The sequence below is a fragment of the Paracoccus luteus genome (genome assembly GCF_004522155.1).
Classification (GTDB): Bacteria; Pseudomonadota; Alphaproteobacteria; order Rhodobacterales; family Rhodobacteraceae; genus Paracoccus; species Paracoccus luteus.
Map to the genome: position 1 here is coordinate 334,406 of NZ_SDEA01000003.1, position 15,367 is coordinate 349,772.

The 15,367-nt window shown below is 65.4% G+C and carries 16 protein-coding genes and 1 pseudogene; 6 read left to right on the forward strand and 11 right to left on the reverse strand.

The annotated features are described in order from the left end of the window. Positions 1-96: 96 nt before the first annotated feature. From EPA64_RS06560 to EPA64_RS06570, 3 genes and pseudogenes are all read right to left on the reverse strand, one after another. Positions 97-333 (reverse strand): annotated as a pseudogene (locus tag EPA64_RS06560) (thiamine pyrophosphate-binding protein); the annotation flags it as partial. Positions 334-359: 26 nt separating this feature from the next. Then, entirely contained in the window at positions 360-2,015 is a 1,656-nt protein-coding gene (locus EPA64_RS06565) for a GMC family oxidoreductase (protein WP_134725435.1), read from the reverse strand. 76 nt (positions 2,016-2,091) lie between these two features. Continuing rightward, positions 2,092-3,399, reverse strand: a complete 1,308-nt coding sequence (locus EPA64_RS06570; RefSeq protein ID WP_220443713.1) for an MFS transporter — start codon at positions 3,397-3,399, stop codon at positions 2,092-2,094. 208 nt (positions 3,400-3,607) lie between these two features. Here EPA64_RS06570 and EPA64_RS06575 point away from each other — a divergent pair, with 208 nt between their 5' ends. Further along, a complete protein-coding gene (locus EPA64_RS06575) occupies positions 3,608-4,372 on the forward strand; it encodes an IclR family transcriptional regulator (RefSeq protein ID WP_134725437.1) in 765 nt (254 codons plus the stop codon). 226 nt (positions 4,373-4,598) lie between these two features. Continuing rightward, a complete protein-coding gene (locus EPA64_RS06580; protein WP_246026644.1) occupies positions 4,599-6,407 on the forward strand; it encodes a type I restriction enzyme subunit R domain-containing protein in 1,809 nt (602 codons plus the stop codon). Between the two features lie 245 nt (positions 6,408-6,652). Here the strand turns inward: EPA64_RS06580 and EPA64_RS06585 are convergent, their stop codons facing one another. From EPA64_RS06585 to EPA64_RS06605, 5 genes are read right to left on the reverse strand one after another with little or no spacing between them, the layout of a single operon-like run. Beyond that, positions 6,653-8,161, reverse strand: a complete 1,509-nt coding sequence (locus tag EPA64_RS06585) for a tripartite tricarboxylate transporter permease (protein WP_134725439.1) — start codon at positions 8,159-8,161, stop codon at positions 6,653-6,655. A gap of 30 nt (positions 8,162-8,191) precedes the next feature. Next, positions 8,192-8,650, reverse strand: coding sequence for a tripartite tricarboxylate transporter TctB family protein (locus EPA64_RS06590; RefSeq protein ID WP_134725441.1), 459 nt, complete (start codon positions 8,648-8,650; stop codon positions 8,192-8,194). Next, entirely contained in the window at positions 8,650-9,603 is a 954-nt protein-coding gene (locus EPA64_RS06595) for a tripartite tricarboxylate transporter substrate binding protein (protein WP_134725442.1), read from the reverse strand. The genes EPA64_RS06590 and EPA64_RS06595 overlap by 1 nt, the downstream gene beginning before the upstream one ends. Before the next feature lie 50 nt (positions 9,604-9,653). Beyond that, on the reverse strand, positions 9,654-10,343 hold the full coding sequence (locus EPA64_RS06600) for an RraA family protein (protein ID WP_134725444.1): 690 nt from the start codon (positions 10,341-10,343) through the stop codon (positions 9,654-9,656). A gap of 15 nt (positions 10,344-10,358) precedes the next feature. Beyond that, positions 10,359-11,348, reverse strand: a complete 990-nt coding sequence (locus tag EPA64_RS06605) for a hydroxyacid dehydrogenase (RefSeq protein ID WP_134725446.1) — start codon at positions 11,346-11,348, stop codon at positions 10,359-10,361. 83 nt (positions 11,349-11,431) lie between these two features. Between EPA64_RS06605 and EPA64_RS06610 the strand changes: the two genes are divergently transcribed. Next, positions 11,432-12,352, forward strand: a complete 921-nt coding sequence (locus EPA64_RS06610) for a LysR family transcriptional regulator (RefSeq protein ID WP_246026645.1) — start codon at positions 11,432-11,434, stop codon at positions 12,350-12,352. An 8-nt stretch (positions 12,353-12,360) separates the two neighbouring features. Here the strand turns inward: EPA64_RS06610 and EPA64_RS17070 are convergent, their stop codons facing one another. Together EPA64_RS17070 and EPA64_RS06620 are read right to left on the reverse strand one after the other, a co-directional pair. Then, entirely contained in the window at positions 12,361-12,579 is a 219-nt protein-coding gene (locus EPA64_RS17070) for a hypothetical protein (RefSeq protein WP_425467015.1), read from the reverse strand. 634 nt (positions 12,580-13,213) lie between these two features. Next, positions 13,214-13,477 carry a hypothetical protein gene (locus tag EPA64_RS06620; protein WP_134725448.1) on the reverse strand — a complete coding sequence of 88 codons (264 nt, stop codon included), beginning with the start codon at positions 13,475-13,477 and terminating at the stop codon, positions 13,214-13,216. Between the two features lie 98 nt (positions 13,478-13,575). On the opposite strand from EPA64_RS06620, the gene EPA64_RS06625 reads away from it, so the two are divergent. The 3 genes from EPA64_RS06625 to EPA64_RS06635 all read left to right on the forward strand — a co-directional run bounded on the left by EPA64_RS06625 (position 13,576) and on the right by EPA64_RS06635 (position 14,984). After that, a complete protein-coding gene (locus EPA64_RS06625) occupies positions 13,576-13,977 on the forward strand; it encodes a hypothetical protein (RefSeq protein ID WP_134725450.1) in 402 nt (133 codons plus the stop codon). Positions 13,978-14,196: 219 nt separating this feature from the next. Beyond that, complete coding sequence (locus tag EPA64_RS06630) at positions 14,197-14,502, forward strand: hypothetical protein (RefSeq protein ID WP_167626602.1); 306 nt, start codon at positions 14,197-14,199, stop codon at positions 14,500-14,502. Beyond that, entirely contained in the window at positions 14,499-14,984 is a 486-nt protein-coding gene (locus tag EPA64_RS06635; protein ID WP_134725453.1) for a phospholipase D family protein, read from the forward strand. Before EPA64_RS06630 ends, EPA64_RS06635 begins: the two co-directional genes overlap by 4 nt. Here EPA64_RS06635 and EPA64_RS06640 read toward each other — a convergent pair. Next, positions 14,966-15,367: integrase core domain-containing protein (locus EPA64_RS06640; protein ID WP_167626603.1), on the reverse strand; the 402-nt coding region annotated here is incomplete at its 5' end. The genes EPA64_RS06635 and EPA64_RS06640 overlap by 19 nt on opposite strands.

Here is a 15,367-nt window from a genome sequence, read left to right on the forward strand (position 1 = left end):
CCCGTCAGGCGCCTTCAGGCGTCGGAGTCAGGCCCCGGCAGCCGCCGCCGCGCCCTGTTGCGGACGCATGTCGGCCGGGTCGATACCCGCGACCGGAAAGCCGGTCACGCCGGGGCCGTTCCGGGCGATGGCCATCGACATCCTGCCGGTCGAGCGCGTGAACCCGTCCGCCATCAGCCCGGCGTCGGTTTCATGCGCGCAGTCCCAGAAGGTGATCCCGGCCTTGGTGAACAGGTCGCGCACCGGCATCATCGGCGGGCCCGATGATCCCGAATGTTCGATCCCGTGCATCTGCAGGACTTTGACGAAGGCCTCTTCGGTCGTCATTCTCATGGCGCTGTCTGCTTGTCCCGTCTGGTTCACGCGGCCCGGTCGAACCCGCGCGGCGGGTGCGTGTCGCCGCCGGCGCGGCGGTCCTCAAGGACCATCCGGGCCAGCTTCGCGCCGATCATCATGGCCGGCGCGCTGGTGTTGCCCGACACGATCTCGGGCATGATCGAGCAATCCGCGACGCGCAGGCCGCGCACGCCGCGCACCCGCAGCCGCGGGTCCACCACCGCCGACGCGTCCGCGCCCATCCGGCAGGTTCCGGTCGGATGATAGATCGTCGTCGAGTTCATCCGCGCCCAGTCCAGCAGCTCGTCATAGCCCTGCACGTCGCGGGCGGGCCGGAACTCTTCCGAGATGGCCGATTTCAGCGGCTCGGTCCGGGCGATCTTGCGGGCGATCTCGACGCCCGCGACGATGGTGTCGCGGTCGGTCTGGGTGGAAAGATAGTTCGGCGCGATGACCGGCGCGGCCGCCGGATCGGCCGACCGCAGGGTGACGCTGCCGCGGCTTTCGGGGCGCAGCTGGCACACGGACTGGGTGAAGGCCGAGAACGGGTGCACCCCCTCGCCGGGGCTGTCGGCCGACCACGGCTGGATGTGGAACTGGATGTCTGGCGTCGCAAGCTCGGGCCGGGTGCGGATGAACCCGAAGACGAGGCTTGCCGCCATCGTCATCGGCCCGGTGCGAAACAGTCCGTATTCCAGCCCGATCCGCGCCTTCTGGGCAAGGTTGCGGACCTCGTCGTTCAGGGTCGCCTCGTGCGTCTTGAAGACCAGCCGCGCCTGAAGATGGTCCTGCAGGTTGCGGCCGACCTCGGCGGAATGGTGCTGCACGGAAATGCCGTGGCCCTTCAGATGCTCGGCGTCGCCCACCCCCGACAGCATGAGGATCTGGGGCGAGCCGATGGCGCCCGCGCACAGGATCACCTCGCGCGCGGCGCGGATCACCTGCCGGCTGCCGTCCGGGCGCTGGATTTCGACGCCGGTGGCGCGCCCGCCCTCGATGACGACGCGACGCACCATCGCCTGGGTGACGATGCGCAGATTGGCCCGGTTGCGGACAGGCTTGATGAAGGCCACCGCCGCCGAACAGCGCCGGCCCTTGTTCACGGTCAGCTGGAAATGCCCGACGCCTTCCTGTTCGGCACCGTTGTAATCGGGATTGTAGGCATAGCCGTTGGCCTCGGCAGCCTCGATCCACTTTTCGCAGATGCGGCGGCGCAGCCGCGGGTCGGACACCTGCAGCGGTCCGCTGGTGCCCCGCCCCTCGCCCGCGTCCGGGCGCTGGAACGTCTCCAGCCCCTCGAACAGGGGGCCGACCTCGCGCCAGCCCCAGCCGGTGTTGCCCATCTGCGCCCAGCGGTCATAGTCCTCGCGCTGGCCGCGCACATACAGCAGCCCGTTCAGCGAGGATGAGCCGCCCATCACCTTGCCGCGCGGCCAGTTGAGCGCGCGGCCCTTCAGCGCCGGATCGGGTTCGGTCTGATAGCACCAGTCGAAGTTCGGATTGTGCATCGTGCGGAAATAGCCGACCGGGATGTGGATCCAGGGGCTGCGGTCGCGCTTGCCCGCCTCGAGCAGGGTGACGCGGACGGACGGATCGGCGGACAGCCTGTTGGCCACGACGCAGCCGGCCGATCCGGCCCCGACAACCACATAATCGGGCAAGTCCGAGGGATGGGTCATGATTGCGTTCCTTTCCGGGGACTGCCGCCCCTGACCTTGGGGGTTCGGCCCCGCGCCGCGTGGCGCAGGGCGCCTGTCACGCCCGGTTGCGCCGGTCGATCAGGATCGCGCACACCATCGACACCAGCCCCGCGAAGACCACATAGGCGCAAAGCCAGAAGGGGTCGTTGCCGTTGGCGGCCATCAGCGCCGTCGCGATCATCGGCGTGATGCCCGAGGCGAAGATGCCCGAGAACTGGTAGACGAACGACACGCCGGTATAGCGGACCGTGGGATCGAAGAGATCGGCGAACAGCGCCGCCTCGGGGCCATAGCAGATCGGGTAGATGACCCCGAACGGCAGCACCAGGCCCAGGATCACCAGCACCGGATTGCCCGTGGACATCAGCGCGAAGGCCGGAAAGACGCTGAGCGCGAGCAGCGCCGAGCCGACGGCGTAAGTCTTGGGGCGGCCGACGAAATCCGAGACGCGGCCGAACAGCGGGATGAAGATCACCATCACCAGCGCCGCGCCGCAGACCGTCCACAGCGCGAAGGACCGTTCCAGCCCGACATACCGGGTCAGGTAAAGGATCGAGAACACCGCAAAGACGTTGAAGAACACGCCGTCGATATAGCGCGCGCCCATGCCCAGCATGACGTTCGCCGGATAGCGGTTCAGCATCTGCACGAAGGGCAGGCCCTGGTCGCGGGCCCGCGATTCGGCGCGCGCCTTCTCGAACTCGGGGCTTTCGCCGATGTTGGACCGGATCCACGTCCCCAGGATCACCAGGATGATCGAGGCGATGAAGGCCGACCGCCACCCCCAGGCCATGAAGGCCTCGTCCGGCATCAGCGTCAGCAGCGCCATCACACCCGACGCCATGAACAGCCCCAGCGACAGCCCCATCTGCGGGATCGAGGCGAAAAAGCCGCGCTTGTCCTTGGGGGCGAACTCATAGGCCATCAGCACCGCGCCGCCCCATTCGCCGCCGATGCCGATGCCCTGCAGCACGCGCAGCACCAAAAGCAGGATCGGGGCAAGGATGCCGATGCTGTCATAGGTCGGCAGCAGCCCGATCGCGACCGTGGCGCCGCCCATCATCAGCAGGGTGATGACCAGCATCGTCTTGCGGCCGATGCGGTCGCCGAAGTGGCCGAAGATCAACCCGCCCAGCGGGCGCGCCACAAAGCCCACGGCAAAGGTCGCGTATGCCAGCAGCGTCGACACCGTCGGGTCGTCGGCCGGGAAATACAGTTTGTTGAAGACGATGCCGGCGACCACGCCGTAAAGGAAAAAGTCGTACCATTCGATCGTCGATCCGACGAGACTGGCAAAGACGACCTTTCTGACATCGCGTTCCCTGACGTCGGCCATACCGACGCCGGCTGTCATGTCCGTCATCACATCCTCCCTGATGCTGCGACGCTGTTCAGCGGCAAGCGGCGAATCCTCCTTTCGCCGTAGCGGCATGGTGTCGCAGGGCGCCGCCGCCTGTCAAAGCTTTTTGAGAGCTATACTATCAATTTCAAAAATCCAGCCCGACGCCCGCGGTTGGAGCCTTCCTCCGGCTGCTGTAGCCTGCCGGGAGAAACCAGCCGGACACGCCTTGATGCAGAACGACCCAGACCGCCCCGCGCTTCCGCCCAGCTTCAGGAACCTGCAGATTCTGGAAGCGCTTGCGGCCGAGGGCCGGCCGCTGACCGCGACCGAGATCAACGCGACGCTGAAGCTGCCGGTCGCGACCATCCACCGGCTTGTCGGCAATCTCGAGGCCGAGGGCTTCCTGTCGCGCCATCTCGACGGGCGCAGCTATCAGCCCGGCCCAAGGCTGCGCCGGATGATGCAGGGGGTCATCCGCTTCTGGCACCAGGATCTGGCGCAGCGCGACGTGCTGATCCGCCTCAACGCGCGTCTGGAGGAGACCTGCAACCTGTCCATCCCCGACGGCGACGCGATGCTTTACGTCGACCGGGTGGAAACCCGCTGGCCGCTGCGCATCCAGCTTCATGTCGGCTCGCGCGTGCCCCTTCACGCGACCGCGGCGGGAAAGCTGTGCCTTTCGTCCCTGCCCGAGGCCGAGCTGGGCCGCTATCTCAAGCGGGCGCAGCTGATGGCCCATACCCCCGCCACGCTGACCGACCCCGGCCTTTTGCGCGACGAGCTGCGCCGGATCGCGCGGCAGGGCTATTCGACCGACCGCCAGGAGTTCGTCGAGGGCATGATCGCCGTCGCCGTGCCGGTCAGGGATTGCGCCGGCCATCTGGTGGCGACGCTTTCCTTCCACGCCCCCGAGCAGCGGATGACGCTGGAAAGCGGGCTGCAGCACCTGCCCCATCTTTTCGCGGCGGCGGACGAGCTGGCGCAGCTGATCTGAGCCGCCGGGCTTGCCGGGAGGGGGCGCCTGCTCGGCGTTCAACCCCGGCAATTCGAAGCGCGGCACGGGAATCCTCGCCCACGAACTTTACATCGGCAAGCTGGTCTGGAATCGGCTCGGCTCCGTCGAGGATCGGGAAACCGGCAAGCGCCAGGCCCGCCCCGAACCCGGCAGCTGGAGCGGATCAAGGATCCGGATGGCGCAACTTGCGCGGCCGCAGAAGTAGTTGGAAGCGGAACTGGCCGTCACCCCATCTCCCGCCGCCGCGACCCGTCTGCATCCGCGGATCGCCGAGACCTGCCATGAGCGCGTCCGCGCCCTGATCGCCGTCCGGACGGAACCGGACACGGAGAGCGAAGCCCGCGAGGCGATCCGCGGGTTGATCGACCGGATCATCATCAGGCCGGAGCCGACCGCCGGACCCGGCAACCTGCCCGCGCCCTTCCATGTCTATTCGATGCGCCAGGCAATCGAGGAAGGCTTCATCCTCGACGTGCTGAAGAACTACACGCCCTATGCGCTGGCCTTCCGGCTGGCGAATGGCGGCGAGGAAATGGACGACCGCGAGGTCGAGCGCAGCGCCGCGCAGAAGGCGCTGATGCAATGGGTGAAGCTGCATCCCTGGAACATCGCGCAGAAGGTGGCGATCGTGGTCGAGCATTACCGCGCGATGGTGATGCCGCTGCTGGGCGGCCGGGCCAAGGCCATGGTGGTGGTCGAAAGCCGCAAGGAAGCCGTGCGCTGGCAGATCGCCATGCAGAGATACATTGCCGAGAAGGGCTATGGGCTTGGCACGCTGGTCGCCTTTTCCAGCGAGGTGAACGACCCCGAGAGCGGGCCTGATCCCTTCACGGAAAGCTCGAAGGTCCTGAACCCCGGCCTGAAGCGCGATATCCGCGAAACCTTCACGGGGCCGGAGTTCCACGTCCTGATCGTGGCGAACAAGTTCCAGACCGGCTTCGACCAGCCGCTTCTGTGCGGGATGTATGTCGATCGGCGGCTTGCGGGCATCCAAGCGGTGCAGACGCTGTCGCGCCTGAACCGGGCTTGGTCCTCGGGTGGGATCGCCAAGGACAGGACCTATATCCTCGACTTCGCCAACAGCGCCGAGGACATCCTGGCCGCCTTCCGCACCTATTACGAGACCGCGGAACTGGAGGCCGTGACTGATCCCGCTCAGGTGCTGGACCTGCGGGCGAAGCTGGATGCGCTCGGCTATTACGACGATTTCGAGGTGGACCGCGTGGTTCGGGCGGAACTCGATCCCAAGGCGAGCCATGCGAGCCTGTCCGCCGCCGTCGAGCCGGTGGCCGACCGGCTGCTGAAATCCTTCCGCGCGGCGAAGGAGGCCGAGATTGCAGCGTGCGCCGCCGGCGACGACAGGAAGGCCCGTGCTGCCAAGCAGACGCAGGATGCGCTGATCGTGTTCAAGGCCAACATGGGAGCCTTCATGCGCCTTTACAGCTTCCTGTCGCAGATCTTCGACTATGGCTCGACCGCCATCGAGGCGCGCAGCATCTTCTACCGGCGGCTCATCCCGCTGCTGGATTTCGGGCGCGAGCGCGAGGGCGTCGATCTCAGCAAGGTGGAACTGACCCACCACAAGCTGACGGCCAAGGGCAAGACGGACCTGATCCTGGGAAGCGGGGGAGAAAAGCTGAAACCCATGACCGAGACCGGCACAGGCGAGGTGCAGGACAAGGAAAAGGCGCTGCTGTCCGAGATCCTTGTCAGGATGAACGACCTGTTCACCGGGGTGACGGACAACGACCAGTTGTCTTTCCACATGGCGGTCAAGGGCAAGCTGATGGAGAACGAAACGCTTTCCCAGCAGGCCGGGAGGAACCAGAAAGAGCAGTTCGGCAACTCACCGCTCCTGAAAGCAGCAATCATGGATGCGGTCATCGATGCACTCGACGCTCACTCCGCAATGAGCCGTCAGGCACTGGAGTCGCAGGCCATCCCGGATGGGCTGAAGGCGGCGCTCATGGGGCCGGGGCGTCTATATGAAGCTCTGCGCAACCAAAGGGCCTGATCGATGGGACTGGGAAGATCCGGCCCATTGCGGACATTCGGCCGCTAGTGCGATCGACTGCGAAAGCAGCCATTCCGGCACGACGCAGCAAGACAGAGCGTCCAGTAGAGGGCGTCCGCCTGGTCAGCTCGGCCGGGATTTCCGTCTCGCTGCCGTTTCGGATGGAACAGCAACGCCGGGCGAGAGGCCCAGCGTTGTCATGGCAGCAGGCAAGCGTCCGCACTTTTCTTGTCACGCCATGTTGCTCAGGCTTCCTCTTCCTGGAAGGCCTCCTCGCGGGTCTTGCGGAAGCTGGGCAGGATCATCAGCGCCAGCAGGATCACGGTGGCCACCAGCATGGTCAGGCTGATCGGGCGCTCGACGAAGATCGAGGGATCGCCCTGGGTGATCAGCATGGTGCGGCGCAGGTTCGCCTCAAGCAGCGGGCCGAGGACGAAGCCCAGCAGCAGCGGCCCGGGCTCGCATTTCGCCTTGCGGAAGGCGTAGCCCAGCAGGCCGAAGCCAGCGGCGAGGATCACGTCGAAGATGCGGTTGTTCATGCTGTAGACGCCGATGCAGCAGAACAGCAGGATCGCGGGGTAAAGCAGCCGGTAGGGCACCGTCAGCAGCCGCACCCACAGCCCGATCAGGGGCAGGTTGATGATGACCAAGAGCAGGTTGCCGATCCACATGGAGGCGACGAGGCCCCAGAAGATCTCGGGCTGGTTGGTCAGCACCGAGGGGCCAGGGGTGATCCCGTGGATCATGAAGGCCGACAGCATCATCGCCATCATGTTGTTGGACGGGATCCCCAGCGTCAGCAGCGGGATAAAGGACGACTGCGCCGCCGCGTTGTTGGCGGCCTCGGGCGCGGCCACGCCCTCGACGACGCCGGTGCCGAACTTCTGCGGGTGGCGCGACACCTTCTTTTCCAGCGAATAGGCGCTGAAGGAGGCCAGCGTCGCGCCGCCGCCGGGCAGCAGGCCCAGGAAGGTGCCGATGCCCGTCCCGCGCAGCACCGCGCGCCACGAGGCGCGGAAATCTTGGCGTGTGGGCCACAGCCGGGTGAGGGGCGCGACGGTGACGCCTTCGGAGCCCGAGCGTTCCAGGTTGGTGATGATCTCGGCGAAGCCGAAGACGCCGATGGCGATGACGATGAAGTCGATGCCGTCGAACAGTTCCAGCGCGCCAAAGGTCAGGCGTTCCGCGCCCGTCTCGGCGTCGGTCCCGACCATGCCCAGCAGCAGCCCGATCAGGATCATGCCGATGGCCTTCAGCACCGGACCGCTGGCCAGGATGGTGGCGGCCAGCAGGCCGAAGATCATCAGCGAGACATATTCGGCCGGCCCGAAGGACAGCGCGAAGCTGGACAGCGTGGGTCCTGCAACGGCGATAGCGAAGGTCGCCACCGTCCCGGCGAAGAACGACCCCAGCGCGGCCACGGCCAGCGCCGCACCCGCCCGGCCCTGGCGCGCCATCTGATAGCCGTCCAGCGCGGTGACAACCGAGGAAGCCTCACCCGGCAGGTTGACCAGCACGGCCGTGGTCGAGCCGCCGTATTGCGCGCCATAGTAGATGCCGGCCAGCATGATGATGCCGGCCAGCGGCGGCAGGAAGAAGGTGATCGGCAGCAGCACCGCGATGGTCGCGGTGGGCCCGATCCCCGGCAGCACCCCGATCAGCGTGCCCAGCAGCGCGCCCAGCAGGCAGAACCCGAGGTTGGCGGGCGTCATTGCCTCGCCGAAGCCCAGCATCAGAAGATCCAGAAACTCCATCACACCCCTCCCAAGGTGATGTTGCAGCGATCAGATGGGCCAGAGAGGCACCTGCACGCCCAAGCCCTTGACGAAGACCAGCGCGCCGAAGGCGGTCAGCCCCGCCGCCAGCAGCAGCACCGTGCGCCAGCGCCCGCCCGGGTCCGCCAGCGATCCGACGATAACCAGCCATAGCGACGCGATGACAAAGCCGAGATGCGTGGCCGCATAGGCGAAGCCGACGATGGCCACGGTGATGACCACCAGCGGCCGCGCGCGCACGGCCTCGATGGCCGCAGCAGGGCGGCGCAGGGCTGGGATGCCGACAAGCAGCCCGACCGCAATCAGCAGCAGGCAGACGATGCGCGGCATGAAGCCGGGACCCATCCGCGCGAGCGAGCCGAACTCGAGATGCCAGGACATGAACAGCCCCAGCACCCCGATCCCAAGGAACAGCCTGGCGGTCAGCAGGTCGGGGCGGTCGCCCCTTTGCGTGCCGGGGGCGGCCATTACTGCCCGCCCTCGACCAGCGCGAGGATCTCGCGGAAGCGTTCGAGCCGCGCGGGCATCTGCGCGGTCCAGTCGGCGCCTGACACGTAGGACAGCGGCAGCTGCTGCTGCTTGGCCTTTTCCTGGAACTCGGGTTTGGCGAGCGCGGTCTCGATCGCCTGCGCCAGCCGGGCGCGGTCGACCTCGGGCACGTCGCAGCGCGCGGCAAGCCCGCGTTCGGACGACATCAGCACGTCGAAGCCCTGCTCCTTGGCGGTCGGAAGGTCGGGGGCCAGGGTGGAGCGTTGTTCCGAAAACTGGGCCAAGGCACGCACGGCATTCTGGTCGCTTGAGGTATATTCCCCCACGTTCAGCCCGATGACGTTGACATGGCCGCCCAGCAGCGCGGTCTTGGCCTCGTTGGCGCCCGCGAAGGGCACGGCCGTCAGGTCGATCCCTGCCGCCTGTTCCAGCTGCAGCATCGCAAGATGCTCGTCGGTGCCGATGCCGGTGGTGCCGACGGACACAGCGCCCGGGTTCTCCTTGGCATAGGCCACCAGATCGGCAAGCGTCTGGTAGTCGGAACCGGCCTGCACGATAAAGGTCCCGGGGTCCTCGACGATGCGCGCCAGCGGGCAGATCGCCGCGGGGTCGAAGCGCAGCTCGCGGTCAACCTGCATGGTCAGGAAGCCGGGCGTGTTCAGCGACGAGATGGTGTAGCCGTCGGGTTTGGCCTGCGACAGCGCGGTATAGGCGATCTCGCCCGAGGCGCCGGGACGGTTCATCACCGGGATCTGCGTGCCCAACTCCGCCTCGACGAAGGGGGCGAGCGTGCGCAGCATGATGTCGGTGCCGCCGCCCGGCGCATAGGCCACGATCATCTCGATCGGACGGTCGGTGGGCCAGTCGGCCCAGGCTGCGCCCGCGATCGACAGCATGGCCGCGGCAAGGGCGATGGATTTCGGTGCAGTCATGTCGGTTCCTCCCATTGGGCGCCGGCGGGGTGCCGGGCGCTTCTCCTCACTCAGATCCCGTCCGGCATTGCGCAGCCCAGACGCTTCAGCGCGGCATCGACCCAGGCGCGGTCGTTCGTGCCGGCCTCGATCGCGGCCATCTGTTTCGCCTCGGCATCCTGCTTGGCCTGGGTCGCGGCCAGCACCGTCTCGGCCGCATCGAACGGGACCGACAGGACGCCATCAGCGTCGCCGAGGACCAGGTCGCCCGGCTCGATGACCATGCCGTCGATGGCGACGGGCACGTTGATCTCTCCCGGTCCGTCCTTGTAGGGGCCGCGGTGGGTGACGCCCGCGGCATAGACCGGCAGGTTGACCTGGCGGAAGGCGTCGGCGTCGCGGATCGCGCCGTTCAGGACAAAGCCCGCGACGCCCCGCTTGACGGCATAGGCCAGCATCAGCTCTCCCATCAGCGAGTTGGTCAGGTCGCCGCCCGCATCGACCACGATCACGTCGCCGGGCTGCGCCATGTCGATGGCCTTGTGCAGCATCAGGTTGTCGCCGGGGCGCGACTTCACCGTCAGCGCCGGGCCCGCCAGCACGCCCTCGCGGTGCATCCGGGACAGGCGGGGGCCCCCGGCGGTCATGCGGCTCATGCTGTCGCTGACATTGGCGACCGGCAGCGCGGCGAAAGCTCGGACGAGATCGGCGGATACGGCGCGGGCGCGGGCGCGGGGCAGGATGCGGAAACCGATGGTCATGAGAACTCCCTTGGCTCAGGCGACGGCCGCGGCAAGCGCCGCCCGGTTGATGATGCGCGGCGCAGGCACCTGGCGGCCCGCCAGCAGATCGATGATGCCCTGCGCGGCCTCGGTGCCGACGCGGGTGTTGGCGGCGGTGGTGACGCCGCCGATATGTGGCGTCATGACCAGCCGCGGCTCGGCCCAGAAGGGATGATCCGCAGGCGGTGGCTCCTGCGCGAAGGTGTCCAGGCCCGCGCCGGCGATGCGGCCTTCGGCCACGGCGGCGGCAAGCGCCGGCTCGTCGATCAGGCCGCCGCGCGCGGTGTTGACGATGATCGCGTCCGGCTTCATCAGCGCCAGCCGCCGGGCGTCGATCAGGTTACGCGTGTCCGGCGTCAGCGGCGAATGCAGGCTGATCACGTCCGACATCGCCAGCAGCTGGTCCAGGTCGTCGATCTGCGCGACCCCGTCCTCGGCGAAGGCTTCGGCCGGGCAAAAGGGATCGTAGGCCACGACCTCCATGCCGAAGGCGCGCGCGAAGCGCCCCGTTTGCCGGGCGATCGCCCCGAAGGCGACAAGGCCCAAGGTCGAGCCCGCAAGCTCGCGCCCCTTGAAGCCGGGCTTTTCCCAGCGCCCCTCGCGCAGGCTGCGGTCCAGCGGCAGAAGGCGCTTGGCGACAGCAAGCATCAGCGCGATCGCGTGCTCGGCGACCGACACCGCGTTCGCGCCGGTCGCCACCAGCACCGGGATGCCGCGTCGGGCGGCCTCGCCGGTGTCGATGTTGTCCACGCCGACGCCGTGCTTGGAGATGACGCGAAGGCTGGGCGCGGCATCGAGCACCGTCGCATCAATCCGGCCCATGCGCGAAATGATCCCGACAGGATCGGCAGACCTGACAGCATCCAGCAGGCCATCGCCCGAGCTGTAAGGAGGCACGTAGACCGGTGTCAGCCCCGCATCTTCCAGCAGTTTGACAGCATCCGGCGCCAAGCTCGGGCCAGTGATCAGAACCTTGTCGGACATTTTTCCCCCAGACGGCGCGCCCGTTCTCCTCCAGGCGGCAGCAATGGGATAGCAGTAGATGTTGTTAAAAAAAGCGCATAATAATGGAGTTCAAATTAAGAAGATCTGGACAAGTGGATACGCGGCAGCTCAGGACGCTTCTGGCGATCGTCGATCATGGCGGGTTTTCCCGTGCGGCCGGCGTGGTCAACCTGACGATCTCCGGGGTCAGTCAGCAGGTTCAGGCACTCGAGCAGGAGGTCGGCGCCGCGCTTTTCGACCGCAGCACCCGCCCCCCACGCCTGACAGTGGCCGGGCAGCAACTCGTCGAAGCGGCCCGAGAACTGGTCCGCACGGCCGAGAACGCCATCGATGCCATCTCGGGGCGCAAGGTGATCGGCACCTTCTCGCTGGGCTCGGTGCGCACCAGTGCCCTGTCGCTGCTGCCGCGCGCCATTGTCCGGCTGAACGCTCTCCATCCCGAGCTGCGCATCCAGTTGCGCGTGGGCCTGTCCGAGACCTTGCTACAGGATGTGGTGTCCGGCAGGCTGGATGCCGCGATGGTTGCCGAATACGGCGAGTTTCCTTCATCCTTGCGCTGGCGGCCGTTCTTAGACGAGCCGCTGTTCGTGGTGGCACCGCCGGGCACGCCGGCCCTGTCCGCCGATGAGCTTCTGACCCGGAATCCGTTCATCCGCTTTCGTGCCAATGTCCCATTGGCGCACGTGATCGACTTGGAACTGGCGCGCCTGAACCTGCCATTGTCCGAGATCGCCCAGATTGACACGATCTCGGCCATCACCGCCTGCGTTGCCAATGGCTTGGGCGTGTCGATCCTGCCTCAGGTCGCGATTACCGATTGTGCGAGCGAACTCGTGAAGGCTCCGTTCGGGTCGCCCCAGCTGCACCGCAAGATCGGATTGGTGGAACGAAAGACCGCGCCCCGCGCAGCCCTCATTTCGATGCTGCACCGCCTGCTGGTCGAGAAAAGCGGGCCGCACGGAGTGGAAACGGAAAGTCTATGAGCAGTCGCTCATATCAGAAATGGCATGGGAAATCTGAACGGCGCGTGCGAACCCTCATCAAAGGTTAGCCTTGGCTGCCATTCGTGCCCGCATTCGGGGCAGGTAAGGAGAGCATCCACCTGGTAGGTGTGGGCCAAGGTACATTTGGGCATTGAGGCAGGGGATCGGATATGATGTTCGGCATACCCACGGGAAGGGAAGCAGGCTCGATGCTGGAGACGGCCCATAGCTGCTGTTCGAGCCTGCCCTTCGAGACGGTGTAGCTTCTCCGAAGCAGTCGCTCATGCTTGCCGCAGAAATCCTGCGCGGGCAGGCAAAATGGACGGCTTTGTGGCTTTGCCAATGCTCCTGTGCGCCAATGCGATAAGTTTAATCAGAAAATTCATAAAAGAATCTTAAAAGCCGAAATTACAGCGTGAACGATCACTTTGGCTGGCGGCAACAGGTCGGACAAGCTTGCATTTACTTTAGCGCAAATAAATTTGCACTATATATTCTTCCTTCATGATGCGAAGCCAGGTCAATGTCCGTGTCGTGGCATTGCGCGGATTTAAGTGATCGTCGCTCAGTCGCTCGCGCGGTTTCTCTTGATGCAGCGCCTGTCGCTCCACTATCGTCCACACTGACGGGGGTTCCAGAGGGTAACCTTTTTTCGGAAAGACGGACAAGCGCGTGGACGGACGAGTGATTTGGACGGAAGTGGGGGAAGGTCAGGGTCTCGATCATCTCTCAATGCAGACGATGGTGGAGGCCGTCTACCAAGAGCGCCTCCCTAGACTTAGTTCGGTCACAACCAGATTACGGAACTACAGCTTTCATGCTTGGTGGTTGACGCACTATGCCACTCGGCGGCGACAAGTATCAGTTCAGGCCTTCCGGCACCACGCCCGAGAAGGTGAGAGGCTCTACGCTCTCGCGGCCATGCAAATCCCTGGTGAGACGGGCACCGAAGGCTCCGAAGCCGCGCTGGCTCAGCTCGCGCTTGGCGGCGAACTGATCGATTTCGCACCTGAGGGAAACCAGGGTGGTGGCGCTTTCCAGAACATCTATCGCGGACCTATGGTCCAGATGGGCCTTGTCGCGGAGGGCGAGCACGGGCTTCCAGTGCCAACAGTAGCCGGACATGCGCTTGCCGCCGCCTATGCCGCGTCCCTCGGCGAGGCAGCTGCGGAGGCGTTTGCCTCGGCAGCAACCCAAGGCTTCATTTCACGTACGATCTTGCTTTGCTGAAAGAGATGGGTCCGAGCCGGCTCCCCTTGGACGGCGAAGAGGCAGGCCTGCTGCGAGCTTTTTTCCTCGGCATTGAGGACGTCATGACGCCCCTCCTCGACAAGGGCATCAATGGTGCGGAGATCCTTCGGCAAGCTGCCGAGCGCCGTGCGACCCTGCTTGCCGTCCTAGAGGTGGCAGCAGCCGATCCTCAGCTTGCAGTTTCGTCTGATCTTCTGCGATGGCTCTGGCTCGAGACACCGGCAGAGGGACCACGGGCAGAGACTCAGAAGAAGTGGCAGGCCTTCCAAAGCGGCGACATCGTTCGTATCGCTTATGAGGCAATCCTTGGGCAGATACAGCGCTTTCTGGAAGATCACCCAGCTGGTCTTTCCCTCTCCGTGCTCGTCGACTAAGTCTCTCGTGATGTGCCGCTGACCCCATTCGGAGCTTGGTTGGATGAGCTGTCTGATCTCGATGCGGAAAGCCTGCAATAGGCGCAGACGAGAGCACTTCGCAAGGACGCCTCGTTGAGGGAGATTCTAACTCCAGTGGCTTGGCTCCGAGCCTTCTGGGCAGGCCGGCAGGGTGACGCGGCTGCGGCATTCCCCGTGAGCGAAGGCGCACAAACCCTTTTGACCGAACTGGATTGGATGCAGCGTGCACAGCAGGTCTCAGCACGAGAAGCTATCAGTAAAATGCTTCGGAACAAGATTGTTCTAAGGCATCTTGAGGTCGCGGCGAGGAGGTTTGGTGCGCAACGAAATTATACCAATATCGTCGAGATCGAGGATGCGCGGCTCCGCTCTGTCAGCGGATTTAGCCCTGCTTTCAGCGGCCCACGGCTCCCAACAGCCATCCGCTTCCTGCAGGATGTCGATCTACTGAAAAATGGTCGGATCACCGCACGCGGGCGAGCGGTTCTGGAGGCAGCCACTTGAGATACGACCTCGCCTTCGCAGAAGCCGGCTTCCACTCAGCGCTGCTGACGACATTCAGCATCGACACTCAGATTTTCGAGAACATTGCGCTGCCACCAATGAGAGCCGCTGGTTGCCGCAACATTGGCGTTATGGTCGATCGAGATCGACTGAACCACCAACTGGCCGAGTTCAACTCTGCCCACCGGGCAGGACTTGTCTATCAGTTATCGAAGATCAAGGTTCGTGGGGCCTTCCATCCGAAGATCATTCTCCAACTGGGCCGCGAGCGAGGCCGGCTCATCATCGGGTCTGGCAACCTCACAGGCGCAGGGATGATCACCAATCTGGAGGCTGCAACCGTATTGACTGTCGGGCCGGAGGACATGCGGGCAGCGCCTATCTTGGCTACAAGTCTCCGCTATCTCCAGTCGCACGTTGCTCAGGACGACGTCGGTGGTCTTGCCCCTGTTTCGCCGGACACTCAGGCGGTTGCGGTTTGAGCTGCGATGAACTCGCGTGGCGAGCGCATCTTCAACCCTGAGTGCGGGTGGTTGTTGCTGTAGTCCTCGATCCAGCCTCCGATCAATCCGAGGATGGTCCGGGCATCGGGCAGCGGCGTGACTTGGACGTAGTCGCGTTTCAGCGTCTTCACGAAAGCCTCCGAGATGCCGTTGCTCTGAGGGCTCTGCACCGGCGTGAAGCAGGGCTTCAGGCCAATCTGGCGGGCGAAGATCTGCGTGTCCCTCGCGATGTAAGGCGAGCCGTTGTCGGACAGCATCTCGATGACCCCAGGCGCGCGGTATGTGCCGAAGCGTCGCTCCACGGCTTCCAGCATGATGTCGCGGATCTCGGACCCGCTGATCCCGGCATTCACGACGGCGCG